Source organism: Chelativorans salis, from assembly GCF_025336525.1.
Taxonomy (GTDB): domain Bacteria; phylum Pseudomonadota; class Alphaproteobacteria; order Rhizobiales; family Rhizobiaceae; genus Chelativorans; species Chelativorans salis.
In genome coordinates, this window is record NZ_JAOCZP010000016.1 from 1 (window position 1) to 19,042 (window position 19,042).

General features: G+C 59.8%; 17 protein-coding genes and 2 pseudogenes. 9 read left to right on the forward strand and 10 right to left on the reverse strand.

Annotated features, from left to right (window positions below; genetic code table 11):
- Positions 1-587: 587 nt before the first annotated feature.
- Positions 588-1,433 carry an alpha/beta fold hydrolase gene (locus N5A92_RS26755; RefSeq protein ID WP_260907680.1) on the reverse strand — a complete coding sequence of 282 codons (846 nt, stop codon included), beginning with the start codon at positions 1,431-1,433 and terminating at the stop codon, positions 588-590.
- 321 nt (positions 1,434-1,754) lie between these two features.
- On the opposite strand from N5A92_RS26755, the gene N5A92_RS26760 reads away from it, so the two are divergent.
- Positions 1,755-2,720 (forward strand): GlxA family transcriptional regulator, encoded by a 966-nt coding sequence (locus N5A92_RS26760; protein WP_260907651.1) that lies wholly within the window; start codon positions 1,755-1,757, stop codon positions 2,718-2,720.
- Between the two features lie 19 nt (positions 2,721-2,739).
- Here N5A92_RS26760 and N5A92_RS26765 read toward each other — a convergent pair.
- Together N5A92_RS26765 and N5A92_RS26770 are read right to left on the reverse strand one after the other, a co-directional pair.
- A pseudogene (locus tag N5A92_RS26765) lies at positions 2,740-3,139 on the reverse strand (AAA family ATPase); the annotation flags it as partial.
- Between the two features lie 511 nt (positions 3,140-3,650).
- On the reverse strand, positions 3,651-4,682 hold the full coding sequence (locus N5A92_RS26770) for a GlxA family transcriptional regulator (protein WP_260907652.1): 1,032 nt from the start codon (positions 4,680-4,682) through the stop codon (positions 3,651-3,653).
- A 150-nt stretch (positions 4,683-4,832) separates the two neighbouring features.
- Between N5A92_RS26770 and N5A92_RS26775 the strand changes: the two genes are divergently transcribed.
- The 5 genes from N5A92_RS26775 (at position 4,833) to N5A92_RS26795 (ending at position 8,919) form a co-directional block, all read left to right on the forward strand.
- Positions 4,833-5,903: a class I SAM-dependent methyltransferase gene (locus N5A92_RS26775; RefSeq protein WP_260907653.1), complete on the forward strand. Its 1,071-nt coding sequence runs from the start codon at positions 4,833-4,835 to the stop codon at positions 5,901-5,903.
- Between the two features lie 39 nt (positions 5,904-5,942).
- Positions 5,943-6,506 (forward strand): GNAT family N-acetyltransferase, encoded by a 564-nt coding sequence (locus tag N5A92_RS26780; protein WP_260907655.1) that lies wholly within the window; start codon positions 5,943-5,945, stop codon positions 6,504-6,506.
- Positions 6,507-6,692: 186 nt separating this feature from the next.
- Positions 6,693-6,875, forward strand: coding sequence for a DUF1127 domain-containing protein (locus N5A92_RS26785; RefSeq protein WP_260907656.1), 183 nt, complete (start codon positions 6,693-6,695; stop codon positions 6,873-6,875).
- 141 nt (positions 6,876-7,016) lie between these two features.
- Positions 7,017-7,460, forward strand: coding sequence for a carboxymuconolactone decarboxylase family protein (locus tag N5A92_RS26790; RefSeq protein WP_260907657.1), 444 nt, complete (start codon positions 7,017-7,019; stop codon positions 7,458-7,460).
- Positions 7,461-7,530: 70 nt separating this feature from the next.
- Positions 7,531-8,919, forward strand: a complete 1,389-nt coding sequence (locus tag N5A92_RS26795; RefSeq protein ID WP_260907658.1) for an MATE family efflux transporter — start codon at positions 7,531-7,533, stop codon at positions 8,917-8,919.
- A gap of 409 nt (positions 8,920-9,328) precedes the next feature.
- Here the strand turns inward: N5A92_RS26795 and N5A92_RS26800 are convergent, their stop codons facing one another.
- From N5A92_RS26800 to N5A92_RS26810, 3 genes are all read right to left on the reverse strand, one after another.
- Positions 9,329-9,799 carry a GNAT family N-acetyltransferase gene (locus tag N5A92_RS26800; RefSeq protein WP_260907659.1) on the reverse strand — a complete coding sequence of 157 codons (471 nt, stop codon included), beginning with the start codon at positions 9,797-9,799 and terminating at the stop codon, positions 9,329-9,331.
- Between the two features lie 138 nt (positions 9,800-9,937).
- Positions 9,938-10,966 (reverse strand): alpha/beta fold hydrolase, encoded by a 1,029-nt coding sequence (locus N5A92_RS26805; protein WP_260907660.1) that lies wholly within the window; start codon positions 10,964-10,966, stop codon positions 9,938-9,940.
- A gap of 332 nt (positions 10,967-11,298) precedes the next feature.
- Positions 11,299-11,676 carry a VOC family protein gene (locus N5A92_RS26810; RefSeq protein ID WP_260907661.1) on the reverse strand — a complete coding sequence of 126 codons (378 nt, stop codon included), beginning with the start codon at positions 11,674-11,676 and terminating at the stop codon, positions 11,299-11,301.
- 132 nt (positions 11,677-11,808) lie between these two features.
- Between N5A92_RS26810 and N5A92_RS26815 the strand changes: the two genes are divergently transcribed.
- Both N5A92_RS26815 and N5A92_RS26820 read left to right on the forward strand, forming a co-directional pair.
- Positions 11,809-12,309, forward strand: coding sequence for a hypothetical protein (locus N5A92_RS26815; RefSeq protein WP_260907662.1), 501 nt, complete (start codon positions 11,809-11,811; stop codon positions 12,307-12,309).
- A gap of 19 nt (positions 12,310-12,328) precedes the next feature.
- Positions 12,329-12,772 (forward strand): hypothetical protein, encoded by a 444-nt coding sequence (locus N5A92_RS26820; protein WP_260907663.1) that lies wholly within the window; start codon positions 12,329-12,331, stop codon positions 12,770-12,772.
- 167 nt (positions 12,773-12,939) lie between these two features.
- Here N5A92_RS26820 and N5A92_RS26825 read toward each other — a convergent pair.
- Together N5A92_RS26825 and N5A92_RS26830 are read right to left on the reverse strand one after the other, a co-directional pair.
- A pseudogene (locus N5A92_RS26825) lies at positions 12,940-13,298 on the reverse strand (tyrosine-type recombinase/integrase); the annotation flags it as partial.
- A gap of 188 nt (positions 13,299-13,486) precedes the next feature.
- The gene (locus N5A92_RS26830) at positions 13,487-16,291 is read right to left on the reverse strand and encodes a TrlF family AAA-like ATPase (RefSeq protein ID WP_260907664.1); all 2,805 of its coding nucleotides are present in this window, start codon (positions 16,289-16,291) and stop codon (positions 13,487-13,489) included.
- 888 nt (positions 16,292-17,179) lie between these two features.
- Between N5A92_RS26830 and N5A92_RS26835 the strand changes: the two genes are divergently transcribed.
- Positions 17,180-17,917, forward strand: a complete 738-nt coding sequence (locus N5A92_RS26835; protein WP_260907665.1) for a class I SAM-dependent DNA methyltransferase — start codon at positions 17,180-17,182, stop codon at positions 17,915-17,917.
- A 20-nt stretch (positions 17,918-17,937) separates the two neighbouring features.
- Here the strand turns inward: N5A92_RS26835 and N5A92_RS26840 are convergent, their stop codons facing one another.
- Together N5A92_RS26840 and N5A92_RS27620 are read right to left on the reverse strand one after the other, a co-directional pair.
- On the reverse strand, positions 17,938-18,378 hold the full coding sequence (locus tag N5A92_RS26840; protein ID WP_260907682.1) for a GrpB family protein: 441 nt from the start codon (positions 18,376-18,378) through the stop codon (positions 17,938-17,940).
- Between the two features lie 218 nt (positions 18,379-18,596).
- Complete coding sequence (locus N5A92_RS27620; protein WP_425248656.1) at positions 18,597-19,028, reverse strand: alpha/beta hydrolase family protein; 432 nt, start codon at positions 19,026-19,028, stop codon at positions 18,597-18,599.
- Positions 19,029-19,042 lie beyond the last annotated feature (14 nt).

A 19,042-nucleotide genomic window follows, 5' to 3' on the forward strand; every position in this document is an offset into this window, starting at 1 on the left:
GAATTCTGAAACTCGACCGGCTCCGACTGCGCGGACCAACCGGTGCCCGCGATGAATTCCACCTCGCCGCAACCGCTCAGAACCTGCGGAAACTCGCAAAGCTCATCCCGGCCCCACAGATCATCCGGGCAGCATGAAAAGGAGTTCGGGCATCCGATCTCCGACACATCTTCAGAGCAGAGGAAACGTCGAGTTTTTCAACGGAATAGGCTCAATCGAGCCCTCCGATCTGTCCGTTGACTACGGTCGCAATGGGGCTGAGCCGAACGGCGGCTTACTCAGTTTTTCGGCTAGAACCGGACAGGCAGCAAACGGCCCCGGCTCTGCCGTCCGGGAGAAGCAAACGAATGGCAAGTTTCGAGCGGCGACAGAAGCACCCAGAACGGCCGATCTGGGGTCGACTGCTGCCGCGCGATCGACCGCTGCCACGAACGACCTTTCCGGGGTGGGAAGCTGACGGTCCGATATTGGGCGTACACATCGGTAAGCAGACGTTGGTTGGCCGGTGAAAAAATGGTTGGGGAGGCGCTGCTCCTGACTCTCGTTGTAGCGATCTTCACGCTGCGACATGGCGGTGACGTTCGAAGCTATTCACTAGTTCGAACTTCGATGGCAGAGATGATCACATCCCAATCCTCCGGGTGAATTTCGTGGCCACCCCCTTCCAGCCGAACGAGCTCTGCTCCATCGACAGTTTGTGCCAGCAATTCGCCGTGCTCAATGGGAAAGATCGGATCGACGGTTCCGTGAATGACGAGGAGGGGCGCAGCCAATTGGCCCAGTTTTCCCTCCCATGCCTGGCCGCTCTTCAGCATGAAATGGTTGGTGGCGCTGACAAAATTGCTGGCTCGCTTGACGTCATGCTCCACAAGTTTACGGGCACGCACCTTGTCATAGGGATGCGCTGTACCAGCAATCATCCGGGTATCCTTGACGATGAAGTCGATCACCTGGGCGTTGTCGGCCCAGTCGATGCTCTCGCCAGCAGCCGCGTGCTCCATATAGGTGTCGCTGGTCTGCGGCAGGGTGGAGGTGTCGACACCCACCGGCGTGGAGGAAATGAGCGTCAGCGTTCTCACCCGCGCCGGATGGGCGAGGGCAGCGATCTGTGCGATCTCCCCGCCCAGCGACATACCGACCAGGTGGGCTCTTTCGATACCGTAGGCGTCGAGAACGCGCATTGCGTCCTCGGCCATGTCGTCCTTCGTATAAGGCGGGCTGCCCGGCTCGTAGAAGGTTGATAGGCCTGTGTCACGATTGTCATAGCGGATGACATAGCGGCCTTGGGCGGCAAGCTTTTGGCAAAATTCTTCCGGCCACCACAGCATCGAGGCCATGGCACCCATGATAAGCAGAATAGGCTCGTGAGACGGGTCGCCAAAAGCCTCTGTGGCGATTTCCACGCCCTCGGTGTTGATGATGCGTTTACTCATCTGAACGGGTTCTCCCTTTGCATAGGATGAAGCAGCAAAAAACTGAGATGTGATTGTTCCAGCGCTAAACACCGCCGCCGAGTGCAGCAGAGCGCGGCGGGTCAGGCGCACGGTTCCAGGTAAGATACTGAGGTCTGTCATGGCTGTACTTTCTTTGACCTGCGTTGGCTGCCTTCAGATCACACGCCCCCGCCATCAATTCCAGATTGAGAATGGACAAGAAATGTCCATTTGTGACAGGCTTGAGCCATGCGGCCATTTATTCGAAGCACTCCTCCGATCGTTGACGTCAGCATTCTCATCCTGCCCGAGACGGGGCCAATGGCACCCTACGGTCTTTACGAGGTCCTGCAGGCAACTGGTGAACCTGGGGCGGAACCGGGTATTCCCGCGCGTTTCAAGCCGCGACTCGTCGCACTCCGGAAAGAGCCGTTCATCTCCTCGATAGGAATTCCACTAACACCGCAGTTCTCGATTTTGGAGAGTGAGGACGCCGGACTGATTATCGTGTGCGATGCAGAGTTGCAGCCGGGCGAAACTCCGGAAGGGCGGTGGCACCATGAGAGCATGTGGTTGCGCCAGCGGCTTGAAGGCGGCGCCACGATCTGCTCGACCTGCAGCGGTGCCGTCGTTCTGGCCGAGGCAGGTCTACTTGACGGCCATGAAGCGACATCCCATTGGGCGACGGCAGCATTGTTCCGCGACTATTATCCGGCCGTACGGTTTCGTCCCGAGCGGATTTTGTGTGACAGCGGACATCACGGCAGAATTGTCACCACCGGAGGAGCATCCTCCTGGCAGGATCTGGCGCTTTATCTCATCGGCCGGTTCTGCGGCGCGGTCGAGGCTGCACGCATAGCACGGCTGTTCGTCATTGGAGATCGAGGGAACGGCCAGTTGCCCTTCTCGACGATGGCTACGCCACGCCGTCACGAGGATTCGGTCATAGCCGAAGTCCAAGGCTGGATAGCCGAGAACTTGGCTAAGCCAAACCCTGTGGCGCAAATGGTCAAGCGTTCCGGGCTACATGACCGCACATTCAAACGCCGTTTCCGACAGGCGACCGGCTACACGCCCATCGACTATGTCCACGCCCTGCGCGTGGAGGAGGCGAAGCACATGCTCGAGACTTCGAGCATTTCGGTCGAAGCGGTTGCCGCCGAGATCGGTTATGCCGATCCGGCTCACTTCAGCAGACTTTTCCGTAGGTTGGCAGGCATTACGCCCGCGCAATGGCGCCGTCGCTATTTCGCGGTAGCGGGGTCCGCACGTCAAGGTGGAACCTAACCAGGAGGGTGGGAAAAGCTGGAGCGGGATCTGATAGCGTATCGCCGCCTCTGAGGCGACAGCGCTCGATTGCAGTCTCCAGGGATAGTCGAAGCACGATGTAGTGAGTCGGAAGGCTGATCGTGCTAAACGCTTCGAGGAACCATGGCCCTACGATGCCGTCAACGATGACGAAGTAACCGCCTTTTGGCGTAGCCGGCTGCAACATCTGCCAAAACATCAAGCACCACCTCGTTCTGGCGATGCGTTTCCGGAAGATGGGGTTGGACTGCTCCGTGCTTTATGAAATGCCAGAAATCATCTGAATGCAGATGCACCTTGGGCGATCCGCCTAATGCTGCCAAAGCGGAGGCTGTCGTCGTTTTGCCTGCCCCTGGCGTTCCTGTCAGGATCAGGATTTCACCTCTGTGGTCAACTATCACTACTAGTTCTCGCGATTGGATCCGGACTGCTGTGCATGGCAGCTCTTGGATGATAGTACGAGCGCTTTCAATGTCTCAGATGTCCGCATAGCCGACATTCTACGGCGATTCGAGGAATGTCCGCTGTCCACCCCGAGAGAGCCGTCGTGGCTGTTCCAGTTTGGGGCCGTTTGCTGCCTGTCCGGTTCTGGCCGAAAATCTGAGTAAGCCGCCGTTCGGCTGACGACCCCATTGTCGCCGTTAAGGGCGCTTCCGTCGCCGCCCGAAACTTGTCATTCGCTCGACTCCCCGCGGATGGCAGAGTCGGGGCCGGAAGTTGACGGTCCGCAGCTAGGCGAAACTATCAAGAGGCGGCCATTCCGCTTATGTCCCGATAGCGGTCACTTGCGGGTCCATAACCGAATTTCCCTAGGGATTGTCTTGTCCCTTTGATCTATCCCCGAGGAGCGATCGGGACCGTCACAATGCCTGTCGAACCAGGGAGGCCGGCGCACTGCTCGAACCTGGTCTACGCTCGAGCGAACTCCGGTATCTGGAATCGCCGCCGGTAGGCACCCGGGGTCATTCCGGTCGTGCGCTTGAACAGCCGGCGGAAGAATGCGGCATCTTCGTAGCCGACGCGCCAGCTGATCTCGTCCACGGGCGATCCGGTGCGCTCCAGCCGCCGCTTGGCATCCTCGATCCGCAGGCGCTGCACGTAGGCGAGCGGCGCAAGTCCCGTCGCGTCGGCAAAACGCCGCTTGAACGTGCGTTCGGCGAACTTGGAACGCTTGATCATTTCGTCGACAGGATTAGCGATCGAGAAATTGGTCGCCAACCACGCCTGCGCGTTCTGGATCTCGGCATCGCCATGGTCGTTCCTGCCCTCGAAGATCATGTATGGCGCCAACCCATCCTGGTGCCATTGTAGCGCGAACATGCGCGCCACTTCCTGCGCGACGGTCGCTCCGACATGATGGGCGATCAGGTAGAGCACCATGTCATGCCAGGTGTTCGACGCGCCCGAACTGACGAGTTCCTCGCGCATGCCTGATATCACCAGCACGCGTTCGGGATGGATCGATATCGCGGGATAACATGCAGCGAAATGGCTCGCGTAGCCGAAATGGACTGTAGCATCCCTGCCGTCGAATAGCCCCGTTTCGGCAAGGAGAAAGACTCCCGAGCAGGCCGAGCACAGCCTGGCGCCTCCGTCGTGCATGCGTTTGATCCAGTCGACCAGAAGCGGGTAGCGTCCCCTCTGCCAACCGCCCGGCTTGAGCAGGACCGACGGAACGATGAGGATGTCACACGTCGTGATGTCGTCGATCGTTCGCTGCACGTCGATGGGCACGCCGCTGGCGAGCCGCAGCGGGCCTGCCCGCTCGCCGACGATCTCCACCCTGAAGGGATGCTCGGCGCCGGGGCTGGCGATCCCCATCATGGAGACCCCGTTCAGGACGTCGTAGATTCCGGCCAGTGTCGAGATGACCGCATCCGGCAGCGCGACGAGGCAGACCCGAAGTGGGGCCGATCCATTCTGGCTCGCCTGTCTGGACATCGTGGCCTTTCGCGCCGCGCCACAAGAAAACACCCGAAATGGCACGAATGGACCGATTGCGGGCGAGAGCGGCTCTGTCGCGCAGGCTGTCTGAAGGCTTACACCACAGCCGCATCTGAACGCAACTCAAAGCCACGAAGGAACAGTGCGATGCTCGATACACCAAAGATCGATCAGGCAAGGCTCGAAGCCTTTGCCACACGCGCCATCGGTGATCTGACGGCGGGGTACACCGGCGTTATGGTGAGCCTCGGCAGCAAGCTCGGCCTTTACCAAGCTATGGCCGGCGCGGGCCCGCTGAGCGCCAAGGAAATCGCCACGCGAGCCGACTGTGCGGAACGCTATGTTGCCGAATGGCTCAATGCTCAGGCGGCCGGCGGATACATCGCCTATCACGGCTTGAGCGACACCTATGAACTGCTGCCCGAGCAGGCGATGGTGCTGGCCGACGAGGATAGCCCCGTCTACGTGCCGCACGCCTGGAATGTGCCGGCATCGATGTGGTTCGATGAGCCGAAGACGCTCGACGCCTTCCGAACCGGCAACGGCATCGCCTGGGGCGAACATGACCACCGGCTGTCCTGCGGCTCGGCGGCGTTCTTTCGCAACGGCTATCGCGCCGCCTTGGTGCCGCAATGGTTGCCGGCGCTGGACGGCGTAGTGGAGCAGTTGGAGGCAGGCATCTCGGTTGCCGATGTCGGCTGCGGGTATGGCCACTCGACGTTGTTGATGGCCGAAGCGTTCCCCAACTCACGCTTCCACGGCTTCGACACGCATGCCGCCTCCCTGGATGAGGCCCGGCGGAACGCCGCGGCCGCGGGCGTATCGGACCGTGTCGACTACGCAATGACCCGAGCCGACGACTATCCGGATGGTGGCTATGGTCTGATCTGCTTCTTCGACATTCTCCATGACCTGGGCGATCCGGTCGCTGCCGCTCTCCAGGCTGCCAAGACACTCGCCCCTGGCGGCACCGTCTTGCTCGTCGAGCCGTTCGCACACGACCACATCAAGGACAACCTCTCGCCGGTGGCGCAGCTCTATTACTCGGCATCAACCATGATTTGTTGCGCTCACGCGATATCCGAGGGCGGCAACATGGTGCTGGGAGCGCAGGCTGGCCAGGCACGGTTGGCCGACGTGTTTCGCAAGGCGGGCTTCACGCATTTCCGCCGCGCCGCGGAAACGCCCTTCAACTTCATATTTGAGGTGCGGCGCTGAGGCGCCGCACCGTCGACCCAACTGAAGAAGATGCATCCGATGACACCAACCGCTGACACGCCTCGCTCTACCATTCGCCATGTACGTCCCGCCGACATTCCGGCGATCCGGGCCATGCAGGAGCGCTCGATGTGGGTCCTGGGCGGTGCCTTCTACTCGGACGACGAGATTGCCGGATTCCTCACCCAGTACGGGACGATGGACGACGCGATCGTCGCTGAAGGCCACTTCTTCCTTGCCGAGAACCAGGCCGGAAGGATCCTCGGCAGCGGAGGATGGACGCGCAGAAGGCCGAGTTACGTCGGAGAGCTCGGCGAAAGTCATGAAACGGAAGCCGTACCGACCGTTCGCAGCGTGTTCGTCGATCCTGCCGCGGAGCGGCGTGGCATCGCGTCGTCGATCATGGTGCAAGTCGAGCGGGATGCCGTCGAGCACGATGTCCCTGAACTCTCGCTGATGGCAACGCTGTCCGGCGTCGCGCTCTATGAGCGGCGCGGCTATCTCGCGCTGGCAAGCGAGCGACTGGCGTTGAGCAATGGCAGTAGCTTCGCCTGCGTCAGGATGATGAAGCGTCTTGAGGTGGCCGGCCGACTGGCTGCATGAACTGAAGCTTCCGCTCGGCCCAGAAGGGCCGGACGACCCGCGCCCAGGACAGCACCAACCAGGCACCGAAACACATAACTGCCGAGCGGGCTCGACCCGAACGGTTCCGGCTTCGCTGCGTGAAGGGCGCGCGGAGGCGGATGATCCTTCCCTTCGATCAGCGAGTGAAAGACAAGGAACAGACCAATGAGAGCGACCATTGCACGCGCGGCGATCGCCGCCGCAACAACCATGCTTCGGGCGCGTCGCGCGCGCTGCAACGCCTGGATGCTGCACGAACTCTCCGATGCCCAGCTCAAGGACATCGGCCTGACGCGATCCGACATCCCACGCGTCATTCATAGTGCGAACGAATATCTGGCCGGCTGAACCGCCCGGAAATCCAGCACATCCATCCAGACACCGCCCGTTCCCAAGTTCCGGGCGGTTCCCGCTTCGCAGCGTGAAGGGCGCGCGGAGACGGTCAACCCTTCCCTTCGATCAAGTGAGAAACACAAAGGAAGAACGACAATGAGAAAGACATTTGCGATCGCGGCGATCACCGCTGCGACTCTCATGGGTGCGGTTTCCTTCGCCGCGGCGCAGGAACTGCCCTCCGTCGAGGACACGTACGCGGAGATCGAGGCGACGTTCGGCGTCGTACCGAGCCACGTCAAGTCGTATCCCAAATCGGCGGTCCCCGGTGCCTGGGCCATGACGAAAGGCCTTCTGATGGATGAGAGCAACGCGCTGGAACCGAAGGTGAAGTCGCTCATCAACCTCGCCGTGGCGGCGCAGATCCCGTGCCAATACTGCACCTGGCTTGAGACCAAGATGGCGAAGGCCCAGGGCGCGACGGACGAGGAGGTCGCCGAGGCTGTCGCCCAGGCTGCCTATGTTCGCCACTGGAGCACGGTGATCCACGGCATGCAGATCGATCTCGAGACCTTCAAGACCGAGTTCGGCGGCGAGTGACGTTCGATGGCGCCCGGCTTCTACTGCCGGGCGCTGCCACTCCGAAATTTCCATCCTGGAGAACCAGAAAATGTCCCTCGCGCATTTGGACTCCGCCCGCCCGTCCGGGCCTGCGGCAGATGTCGGGCTGGGCCCGTGCATTCAGGAAGGGCGATCCCTCCTTCGTCTTGCCGTACCCGTCATGCTCATCGCGCTCGTCAATATGGGGATGAGCGTCACCGATGCCGCCATGGTCTCGGACATCTTCGGTGCGGACGCTTTGGCGGCCGTCGCGGTAGGCAGCGACTTCTACTCCATCGTGTTCTATCTCGGTGCGGGAATACTCGGCGGGCTCGCCCCCTTCTACACCGCGGCGACCATGCGCGCAGACTCCGCCGAGCGAGGCCGGCTCCTGCGAATCGGCTGGATGATGGTGGGACTGATCGCGGCGCTGTTCGTTCCGCTCGTCTGGTTCTCTCCCGACTGGCTGGCGGTGCTTGGTCTCGATACGAGGCTGCTGGAACAGGGTCGGGGATACACAAGCGCGATGGCGCTCACGCTTGTTCCGATGCTCGGCGTGATGCTTTACCGCACCATTCTTACAGCAGCCGAGAAACCCAAGGTGTTCCTGAAGGTTACCGTGGCGATGCTGCCGCTGAACGCGCTCGGCAACTACGTTTTCATGACCGGCGTCGGTCCCGTTCCGGCATTCGGCCCCACCGGCACCGGCATCTCCACACTGCTTGTCGCCTCTGCGAGCCTTACGATCCTCATTCTCATCGCCCGCCGCGCCTCCGGGAGAGCAATCGCCGCACCGGACGGCGCTTCCGTAGATTGGCGCGGCTTCGTCACCGTACTACGTGTCGGCCTTCCCATCGGGATCGCCACCGTCGCGGAGGTCGGTGTATTCCTCGCCGCGACGATCTATGCCGCAACCCTGAGCGCCACGGATGTCGCGGCCCATACGCTCACCCTGCGTACGGCGGGCGTTGCCTATGCCATACCGGCAGCACTTCTCCAGGCCTCAATGGTCCGGATGGCGCGAGCCGACAGCCTGCGCGACAACCGGACCGGCGTCGTCGTCACGAGCAGTCTTGTGCTATCGCTCGCATTCGGCGCGCTCATCGTCCTGCTGCTCGTTGGCGGCGCGGCACCGCTTGCCGAGGCCTTCTTCGACGACAGTGCAGCAGGTCTGGCCGCGGCGGGCCTGGCGCTGGGGCTTCTTATCCTGCTCGGCATTATGGAGCTGATCTTCGTCCCGGGCGCGGCCGCCGCCGGGCTCCTTCGCGGGCGCAAGGATACCCGCCTTCCGATGATCTATGCCTTGGTCGGACACTGGGCCGTTGGCGCGCCTCTCGGGATCTATCTTTGCGAGCAGCATGATCTTGGAATCGCCGGTATCTGGATCGGGCTCTCTGCGGGAACGCTTCTGACGACATTGCTTACTCTGAGGCGCCTCTTCGTCCTGCGTCCACGGTAGCCGGCCAGACAGGCACCGGCTATGGCGGTTGCGGTTCGACCGCAGCCGCCCCCCAAGAATGCCGTCCCAGTCACCGCTGACCACAGCGTCGCGCCAGAAGCGGCAATTTCGGGGCCGAGAGCCGTCAGTCAGCTTTGGGATGATGCCATCGATAAGCGGCCGTTCCGTTCACGACCCCAGATCGGCCGTTCTGGGTGCTTCTGTCGCCGCTCGAAACTTGCCATTCGTTTGCTTCTCCCGGAGGGCAGAGCCGGGGCCGACTGCGGACGGGCGGCTTTCGAGATGATGCTATCGAAAAGCGGCCGTTCCGTTCACGACCCCATAACTGACACCCACGGATGTAACGCCGCTCCTCCATTACTGCCGTCGCAACATTTGGAAAGCAACGGGTGTTAAGGGACCGAGAGCGTTATCGAGTAAGGCTCTTCTCCATTAGAAAGTTTTCCAGCGTTTCGCCACGCTTCTCAACTTGCTGCGCCCGCACGACGCGGAAGCCCCGTTTTTCGAAAAAGGGCCAGGCGGTCTTACTCGCCTCGGTGAATATGCGTGACATGCCCGCAACACGCGCTTGCGCCTCCACCTTGTCCAAAAGTGAAGATGCGACCCCAACGCCCTGAAACTGGGGATGGACAAACATCATGTCCAGCAAGCCATCGTTGGTCAGATCCGCGAAGCCTACTGCCTGACCATCTACCTCTGCTATCCACGTAGGTCTACTCTCCCGTGCTCTTCCCCAAGCACCTTGATCATCAACTTTGGCCCATGCAGCGATCTGCTTTGGGGTGTAATCTCGCGATGACACTTCGGTGATAGCACCAAGAAAAATCTCGGCCGTGTCTTGCACATCGGCGCTGTGGTACGGACGTACAGTAATTTGCAATATGCCTTCTCCCAAATTCGACCGCGATTCTATAGCATTTTACCGCAAGGAGCGCGGCTGCTTTCGCGTTGCTTAGCATCAAGACCGGAAAGTCTGCTTACCACCCTCATCTCGATCTTCGCAGCCGTTTCCCCTTCGTTACGGAGCAAACTGCGTCGCGGGCGATGTGGGTCGAGTAAGGAACCTTTCGATGACCTCCGCCACCTCCGGCCCCTGCCCGAGATTGTAGTGCGAATAACCCGGAATGATCGCAAGCCGCGCCTGGCTGAATTTCGGATCGATCCAGCCCGGTTCACGGATGCCGCCGCCAAACAGCGCGAAGAATTCGGCGATATGCTCCATGGACACGGAATCATGGTCGGCGAAGATCAGCAGCACCGGCATCTGGAGCGCACGAACCTCGTCGCGCCAATCCCAATCCTTCTTCATCAGTTCGCCCATGCGATCCAGGAACTGCGGAAACTGGTCGGGATGCCCATAATCTTCGAAGATCGGCGTGCCCTTCATCTGCTCTGCCAGTGAGGCGCCCACCGCACTCATGCCTTCCTGCGCCTCTGGATACCAGCCATCACGCGACAACGCTGTGGAGATCACGATCAGGTTGCGCACCATCTCCGGGTGGCGGATTGCCATCCAGATGGCTGCGTCAGCGCCATGGGAATAGCCGGCGACATCGGCCTTGGAAATGCCGAGGTGGCGCAGGACCGAGGCGATATCGTCGCCGTTTCTTTCGTGGCTCATCGGCGTATCTCTCAAGCCTGTACGGCCATGGCCTTCTAGATCGACCGCTATGACCTGGCGTTGCTCCGACAGAGGTCGGGTGATTTGGGCCGTGGTCTTGATCGACATGAGTCCGCCGGCAAGAACCACGATGGGTTCGCCCTCACCGTAGGTCTCATAGTAGATTTGCAGGCCCTCGGCTCCTTCGGCGTAACCGCTGCTCGCTAATTCCTGCTGTTTCATCGTGGGAACTCCCTGCTGATCCTGGGCCATGGCAGGCAATGAGACGCTCGTCATCGCCAGCGCTGCTCCAAGCGCAGCGATTTGGAGAAGCTTGAATAGTTTTGGTAGCATCTCGTTTTCCTCTGCTTGTCGTCCCCGCCTACAGAATTTGCTTCTATTCCAAGGACGAAGCATGCCCTGTCGTTCCGACAGTTGCGAGGACATGAATCCGTCTGCAGCCACTTGCGCTGCAAAATGACTGCGGCGGTTGACGTAGCCGAGCGCCTCCGAACAGGACGAGCGAAACCAGCGTCGTCCAGTGCTTCCGCAAGGTCGGCTCCCGGAAACAGTCCATGGGCGCCAAACATGCTTTCTGAGTGACCAGAGGACGGCGGCCACGAAGGCAGCCGCAAGGCGCGGCGCGCGTTGATCCGATCGGCAAGTCCGAGCCCAGAAGCTGCTCAGGCGAGCGCTCCACGCCCTCCGTCGCCAGGCCCAACGTGGAGGGGACTTCAACGATTGCATAGGGAAGGGTCGGCATGGGCGCCTCCGTCGGGTTATTTCGCGGAGTAGGTCACTGCCTCGATCTTGTGACCGTCCGGATCGCGGACGAACGCCCCATAATAGTTGGCATCGTAGTCCGGACGCAGCCCCGGAGCGCCGTCGTCACTGCCACCATTGTTCAACGCTGCTGCGTAGAACCGATCGACCATGGAACGGTCCTCGACGGCAAAGGCGATATGGGTGCCGTTGCCCACGGTCGCAGGTTTTCCATCAATGGGAACCTGAACGCTGAAGTGAAACGTGCCGCTCCCATAACCCAGCCCACCCTCGTCCTCGGCCATCGGCACAATGCCGAGGATGGGCAAGAGGGCATCATAGAAGCGCTTGGAGCGTTCGACGTCGTTCGTCCCTAGCGAGACATGGTGGATCACAACGACCTCCGTTCCGGCATTGTCCCAAAACGGCAACTTTTGGTCATGGTTCCATCAAAGATCACTGCCACGGGTTTCGGGGATTTAGCATGACGGATAGGATCTGACTCGAGGGAAGAAGGGCGTAACGGCATGCGCGTGACGGTGATCAGCAGCATTTGCGCTGCATTCTTAAATGTCGGAGCAGCCACAGCGATGCCATTGGACATGACCGTCGACCGCCTTCTCAATATTTGTGAAGCACCTACTGTGCGGGCGGCGGCCGGAAAGGGCGACGAACTTGGCTGGCAGCGTCTGACAGGTGCCGAAACAGAGGAGTGGCGTACGAGCTTTGTCGGTTACAATGGCGGCTCGGTGGAACTTGTCGGCTGGCAGCGGACGCAGGCTGGAGGAGCCGAGTCATTGTCGTTCTGGATTGCTGTCGGTCCGAACGGGCACAAAGCATGTGCATATTCGACGGCTAGACCTGCCGGGTTTCTGGATGCCTTGTCGGAGCGGCTCGGCGCGCCGGACAGTCTCGAAAAGAACGACGCTATAGAGAGCACATCGGCTTGGTGGACGCGCGATGAGATCGCATTTTCCTTTGTTCAGGTAGGATCTTCTGCCCTCATCAGTATCGGGCCGAGTGAATGAGACGGGAAAACGCTCCAAGATGATAGTGAAAAGGGCCGCGCTTCTCTCGACAACTCTCCTGCTTTGTCTTGCTGCTGTCGTGATCGCTGCGCTTGCGCCACGGATTATGCCATTCTCCATCCCTGACGAATATGCCATTATAGCGGGATCGATATGTGGCCTGGTCGCCGTCTTGCTAGCCCTCCGCACGAACAGCCGGCTGAGTGCCAGAACGGCTGTCGTTTTGGCGTTTCTCGCGACGATAATGGTTGGTCCGGCGGCAGCCTTCACGATACTCTTAGGTCTATTGAATGGTCTCGGTGGGCTGATGGCGCTGGTAGGCAGCTCAGGCGAGGCCGGCATGGGCGGCGTAGGTTTTCAGGCCGGCACGCTCCTAGCGATGGCCATGGTGTCGATTTTCGGCTTCATGAGCCAGGCTTGGGCTCTTCTCCGCGCCTATAAAACCTTGGCGAAATCACCTTGAACATTCCTACAGACCTAGCCGGTCTAAAGGCGATAGAACCTGTCGGCTATTGAGCGGGCGACGCCACATAGCCGACAGTCAGGAAACCACCCCGAAATCCTATTTGGTGGTCGAAGAAACCGTCGCGCAATGCGGCCATCAGCTGTGGGCGGATGACCGCTACATGTTTAGATCTCGGTTCGCTCGGCCACAAGCAGTGCATCCTCGATGTCGACCCGAGATACCGCACCGTATTCTCAATCTTGGTGTGCCCAAGCAAAATCTGAAATGGCGCGAAGGTTGCCGGACGCCTTGTAGATCATGGCAGCTTTATATTAGTTCTTCGCAGCGAGTGCGTGCAATAGTCCGACAGCCTAAGACCAATTGCAGTGACCCATTCGTGAGCCAATCGAGCATATTGCCTCGTGCTCATGTGGTGCGCATGATTGACCCGGCTGGGAAAGGCATGGTCATCAACGGTGCCTCCACGCCGTTCCAGCCATGCCAGAAGACTCGCGCGCACGTCGGTGGTCAATTCGAATTGGACACGATGGCGAACGCACCTGCGAAGCCCACGGTACGATATATAAGGCTTGGGATTGGGAGGACCTGCAATATGGCCATTCGGTCAATGGCGGCGTGGACCACTCCCTGCTCGAGGATGCGAGACGGTGTTCTACGAAACCTCCATTCGGTCAAACGGAATCCGCGGCGTAACTAGGTCGGCCGCTCCGACTAGAAGCCGTATTTCTCGCGCCGCAACCGGAAAGCATTCTCGCCGCCTTCCATGATCTGTTTGATAGCCTCCCGCGCGTCGGGAATGTCGATCGCCCCCTGGCCTTGGATCGTACCGCGAGATTGATCGTCGCTCTTCCGATAGCCAAACCAGATGACCAATTCAGCATCGCCATTCACAACAAGGTTGGCATTGTGGCTGGCGAACACGATTTGTCGCATCTGTTTTGCGCGCCATAGTTGCTCGACAATCTGCAACATCACGGGATTGTCTAGGTCTTCTTCCGGCTGATCGACAATCAGCGGGGGACCGGGCTGATTGAGCAAGGTGCGCAGCAGCGCGGTCGCCTGTTGACCGGCGGAGGCGTTTCTGAACGGTATATAATCCGCCTCTTTGGCGCGAAATTCATAGATCGGCACTGACTTGATGGGCGTCAGGGCGAGCGAGAGCCAGGTTTCGGGCTTAAGATACTGCGCCATGCGCTCACGCTGATCGGGTTTGAAGCCTGCCGCAGTCAGTGTCGGCGCAGCAGGGAGTTCCTCGGAAACTGCGCTTGCCGGCTCGAATTCGGCCAGCTTTTCAAGATCGCCGAGCACTTTCAGCCAAGTCATTTTGGGATCGTCGGCGGTGACGATATACTGCCCCAACTCTTCGATTTTGGCCGATTGCACACGTGAGCCGGTGAGATTCTGCCGTAGCAGGTCCACGAATGCGGTCGCGTCCGCATAGGGTTTGAGCGTCACGCGGATTGCGCCCTCGGAGCGCTCGGTCAATGCCTCGCCTTCACGGATAAGAAGGGCATCGCGCTCTTCTTGTGCGGCCAGCCAATCACCGCGCGCAGTGTCGAATAGCGTTCCAGCGGACTTCAAGGACGCCAAGGTTTCGCGGGTGCGGGTTGATTCCGCAGCCAGTTCGGCCGCGCGAGCTTCAAGGTTGCGCAGCTGTTCGAGCCGCTCACGGTGCGACGAAGATCGTTCAACGGCTTCATTATACCGCGCCCTGAAAGCCCCGAAATTCGTGTCCCATAGCGTCCAGGGAACATCAGATTCCGGATCGGGTTCGGAGATAGCTTCTGCTGACTGTGACAGGCTGTTCAAAGCCGCCTGCGTCTCCGTGAGGAAATTCGCATAGGCCTGACGTGCAGCTTGCAATATCGCCGCTTCGGCTTCCGGCTTACCTGGCGCAACGGGTGACAAAGCGCCGAGCTGGTCAGTCACGATCTGCCCCAGTTCATCGACCTTGTGTCGGATGGTCGTGGCTGATGCTTGCCAACGCTCAACCTCTGTGTTGGCGTTGGAATAGTCATTTGCTTGATCGAGCGTTTGACGATCGGCATCGGAAAGGCCGGTCAGCGACTGCTTTAGGCTTTCAGCCTGCCCGGTAATCGACTGGTGTTCGAGGACACGGTTCGCAAGTGTGCGGTTGAGTTCGTTATATCGCTGCCGGGTAGCAAACGTCTCGCGCATATTGTTGGCACGGTCGACCGCCTTGCGGTCGAGGCGGTCAAGATCACCTTTGATCGGCGCGGTGATGAAACGGGTCAGTTCGTCGATGCGGACACTCACATCACTCAACTGCTTCTGGCTGTAAGCCTGAATCGGCAGAAGCGTGCGGACCTCCTCTTCCGAGCATGGCCGAAATTCCTCGCGGCCAATCTTCATTTGCACGGCGCCGTCAACGCTTGAACGGCGCACCACATGCGGCACGCCGTTAAGCATATAGGTGACGGTCACGCCCTCCCCCAAGGGCTTCAAAGTCTGCTCGATCAGTCTGGCGCGGCGAGACTGATAGTTCGGGGTATCATCATCGATGTTGGACGGGGGCTGATCGCAGAGCGCCCACCGTAAATATTCAAGGACAGTGGATTTTCCCGTGCCACGACCGCCTATCAGCGCACTGTATTGGGGGTTCAATTCAGCATCGAGCGGGCCGAGAAATTTGGAATTGCCGATGGTGATCGAGGCAATGTAGGTTTCTGGAACGTGCGGGGGATCAAGAGAAATGCGCGATTCTTGAGCAAGACAGGCCTGACGGAGGGCTTCCGCCGTAGGTGTCGCCCACTTCACCCAAGTCGAAGGCTTGCCAAGCTCCACATGATCCGCCGAACGCGTGTCGGATGTCTGGAAGCAGGCGATGCGTTTGTGCCCCCAGGCCTTCTCCTTACCGGCGAGAATGTTCTTCGGGCCGTCTTTGAGTTTGGAAAATTCCTTGTCGGTGTAGCCGCCGACCCAAGGCATTTCCGAGTATTTTCCGGCCAAGCCGGTGCGCAGTAGCGAAAACTGCCCCTCGCCGCTGACATTGGGCAGAACCATGTATCTGCCTTTCAAGAATGAGTGCCCGTCCAGCTCTTCCTTGAGCGCGCGCAGGCTCTGGATGTGCTCAAGACGCTGCACATCGCAAACCTTGGCCTGATCCGCACCATTCTGTGTGATCTTGAGGGCAGTTTGCGCCTGCGGAAGAAATTCGTTGGGAAAATCAGCATCGAAGATGATGAGCGCCTGGCAGGGAACGCCAAGGGTCAGCTCCATTCCGGGAAAGATAACAAGTCTTTGCCGCGCATACAGCTCATTGCCGTCTTGAGCCGTTTCCTCGGCGGCGGCCTGACGGACGAACGGAATGAACGCCGTGCAGTGGTGGTCGGTGATGGCAATCGCCTGAACACCACGCTCACGGCAAGCCACGACGAGTTCCGCCGCATAGGCACGCCGTTCATCATCGGTGACGGCATCAGGCCCGCTCCACCGCCGATCGCGCGGCGTGTGGACCTGAAAGTCACATTGAAAGAAGTGCGCGCCTCTATCCATCATCACTCCCCTACACGTAAGCTCGACTAAGCCCTCGTCCCCGGGTTGCAGTCTGGAATGGGCTTCACGGCCAACTTAGGCTGAAAGTGCAAGGTGTTGTAGTACAGATGCAGGTTGCATGAAGGGCTATCCGCAGAAAGGTGGCGAATTTCGAACTAGGTGTTTGCGTAGCTTCTAAGACCGACTTTTCGTGGGGACGTTCGAACAACGCCTGTGGATGGCTGCTTTCAGGCCGCATTCTGTACGAGCGGAATGACGGATATGGGGGCGCACAGCGGTCGTTCGTGAGGCGTGGCGGGAATGACCGGATCGGGCTCGAAGTGTGAATTCGAGCTCGCCGAACGAACTTCCGATCAGGGGTCGAAAGCCGCCTTTCCTGCGCATAGCATGGGTGGCGATCTGAGCGACATTGCCCGAGGAGGTGTTGATGCCATCCATCCGGCAGATTGAAATCTGCGACTGGTCTCCGCTGTGGCCCGAGAAATTCCGGCTCAAGGCCGCGGAAATCCGCCGCGCCCTGGGTGATCGGAGAGCAGGCTATACCGAGGGGAAAACAGATTACCTGTGGACCGTCATTCGGCGTGCAGACAGGTGGGCTGCGAGTGTCGGTTGGTTTTCGCCTCCGTCCGACGCCTAGCAGGCAAAGGGGGCTTCCTCCACGGGGGACGGCTGCTTTGGGTCGATTGTACGCTTCGCAGAGGTCGCACTCGGGTGGAGGGCCGCCCTTAAAGAGTAGCTCCCGGAACTACTTGGTTGCGGACTTTCCGACGTTCGGGTTGGCGATTGGTACGGACACGTTCGACCTCTCGAAGCGTACGTCGTGTGGCATTGGTGTGGAGGGGATAGCCGAATATTCTCTTGGGTGGTCTCTGATGGAAAGGTGCTCGAATGGTCGATCGATTCTTTGCCGACGCCTATCTCGCAGGCGTTTACGACGCCTGGCACCCAAGAAACGTGCGCGATGATTATGATTTCTATCTACCTCATATCTTAGCGGCAGACGCCGTGCTCGACGTCGGATGCGGCACGGGCACACTCCTTCACGAGGCCCGCCAAGCTGGGCATACAGGGCGGCTCTGTGGCATCGATCCTGGTTCCGGCATGCTGGACCGTGCGCGAAGGCGCTCGGATATTGAATGGTTTCTCGGATACTTCCAGGCGCCCGGCTTCACAGCCGAGTTTGATTTGATCGTGATGACCGGCCATGCGTTCCAAGCCATTATTGACGATGAAGACCTGCTGGACTTCCTCGCGGCTGTCCGAAGCGCCCTTGTACCCGGCGGCTGCTTCGCATTCGAAACGCGGAACCCCGCGGCGCGGGCCTGGGAACAATGGGCACAGGGGGACCCGGTCACGGTGAAGGGGCCAGACGGGTCGCCGGTGCGGATCACAACGGGGGTGATCGCGCCCTACGACGGCCGGGTGGTGACCTTCACGCATTCCTTCATGGGGGAGCACCCAAGCCTCCCGCAAGTCAGTCAGAGCACGTTGCGGTTTCTCGACAACAATGTCTTGCGGAACCTGCTGGAACAGTCAGGCCTGCAGGTCCAACAGCAATTCGGTGATTTCGACGCGAGGCCTTTAGGCCCCGAATCTCCCGAGATCATCACCTTCGCAATGCGTTGAAATCGAAAACCCTTCATCAATCACGGAGTTTGGCGGTGCCCAGTGTTTTGATCGCCTTGCCGACGGAGCCGCCTTTTCGCGACTTCGATGAAATCCATCTTGATTTCATTGTAGAATGCACGTCCGACTGGCGCTTCTGCCACCGCGGCGTCTTTCACGGCTACGTATGCCTGGCGAAGGCTCGCATCACGGCGCAGGGCATTACGGAACGCCAGATCTGAACGCCAAGACTCACCCTCGAATTCGACAACATGGACAAGGTGCGTGCGCTCGGTTTCGTCGCGTCCTCGCCCGAAGATATAATGCCCCGGCACACCCGCATCCTCAGCATAGTCGTAACCAAGCGCAATCAACGGATCGTGGCACAAGCTCCGGTTCGACAACGGGTAGACGCCTATTAGAATGTCAATAATAGGCTTTGCCCTCATGCCGGCGACGGCTGTCGATCCAAAATGCTCTATGCCTCTCGCGGTTCATCCCAAGGCTGCCGCTGTGCGTGCCCGCTCGTCGGCAAACGCGGCCACCCACGACGGATCGTAGTCCACCGGCATGTTGACACTTTCAAACCGAGCATTGCCAACACTCCCTCCTTTCAGCGCCGTTTTGCGGACATAGCTGCCGTCACCTCCTAACCGTTTTCTCGTCAGTCGTCCGCCCAATTATGCCAGGTAGGATTCGCTCAGGAGAAAACCCGATCGTAGAGTGGTCGAAGCGTCTCTCGTCGCTGGGGCAAAGGTATGTTGTGCCCGCAGTCGAATAGCTTGAGCAATGTGACCGCCCCACCACGCCGTACTGCGTCCGCGAACATCTCCGCCTGGCGCACAGGCACGCGATCATCAAGCCTGCCATGCAGGATCAGGGTCTCCGCCCGGATGTTCTCCGCATGATACATCGCTGACCGTTCTGCCAAGGCACTCACACTGATCCCGGCTTCCCTTTCAATGCTCCGACGTATTCCTGGCAGGGTTGCCTGATAGGTGGCAGCGAGATCATATATGCCGGCAACGAGCACAACCGCTCTGAGATCCGGGTCTTCCGCTGCTACCATGGCCGAGGGCTGCCGCGCCGCTGCACATTTCTCCGGCGCGCTGCACTTATCTTTTGCACTCATAGGGCCTGCAAATG

What these genes read in the sequence shown, in the direction of transcription:
- N5A92_RS26785 (WP_260907656.1), top strand. Translation starts at nt 6,693, where the DNA reads ATGAGAGCGACCATTGCACGCGCGGCGATCGCCGCCGCAACAACCATG.
- N5A92_RS26835 (WP_260907665.1), top strand. Translation starts at nt 17,180, where the DNA reads ATGGTCGATCGATTCTTTGCCGACGCCTATCTCGCAGGCGTTTACGAC.
- N5A92_RS26820 (WP_260907663.1), top strand. Translation starts at nt 12,329, where the DNA reads ATGATAGTGAAAAGGGCCGCGCTTCTCTCGACAACTCTCCTGCTTTGT.
- N5A92_RS26830 (WP_260907664.1), bottom strand. Translation starts at nt 16,291, where the DNA reads ATGGATAGAGGCGCGCACTTCTTTCAATGTGACTTTCAGGTCCACACG.
- N5A92_RS26815 (WP_260907662.1), top strand. Translation starts at nt 11,809, where the DNA reads ATGCGCGTGACGGTGATCAGCAGCATTTGCGCTGCATTCTTAAATGTC.
- N5A92_RS26790 (WP_260907657.1), top strand. Translation starts at nt 7,017, where the DNA reads ATGAGAAAGACATTTGCGATCGCGGCGATCACCGCTGCGACTCTCATG.
- N5A92_RS26805 (WP_260907660.1), bottom strand. Translation starts at nt 10,966, where the DNA reads ATGTCCTCGCAACTGTCGGAACGACAGGGCATGCTTCGTCCTTGGAAT.
- N5A92_RS26760 (WP_260907651.1), top strand. Translation starts at nt 1,755, where the DNA reads ATGGCACCCTACGGTCTTTACGAGGTCCTGCAGGCAACTGGTGAACCT.
- N5A92_RS26775 (WP_260907653.1), top strand. Translation starts at nt 4,833, where the DNA reads ATGCTCGATACACCAAAGATCGATCAGGCAAGGCTCGAAGCCTTTGCC.
- N5A92_RS26755 (WP_260907680.1), bottom strand. Translation starts at nt 1,433, where the DNA reads ATGAGTAAACGCATCATCAACACCGAGGGCGTGGAAATCGCCACAGAG.
- N5A92_RS26770 (WP_260907652.1), bottom strand. Translation starts at nt 4,682, where the DNA reads ATGTCCAGACAGGCGAGCCAGAATGGATCGGCCCCACTTCGGGTCTGC.
- N5A92_RS26780 (WP_260907655.1), top strand. Translation starts at nt 5,943, where the DNA reads ATGACACCAACCGCTGACACGCCTCGCTCTACCATTCGCCATGTACGT.
- N5A92_RS26795 (WP_260907658.1), top strand. Translation starts at nt 7,531, where the DNA reads ATGTCCCTCGCGCATTTGGACTCCGCCCGCCCGTCCGGGCCTGCGGCA.
- N5A92_RS27620 (WP_425248656.1), bottom strand. Translation starts at nt 19,028, where the DNA reads ATGAGTGCAAAAGATAAGTGCAGCGCGCCGGAGAAATGTGCAGCGGCG.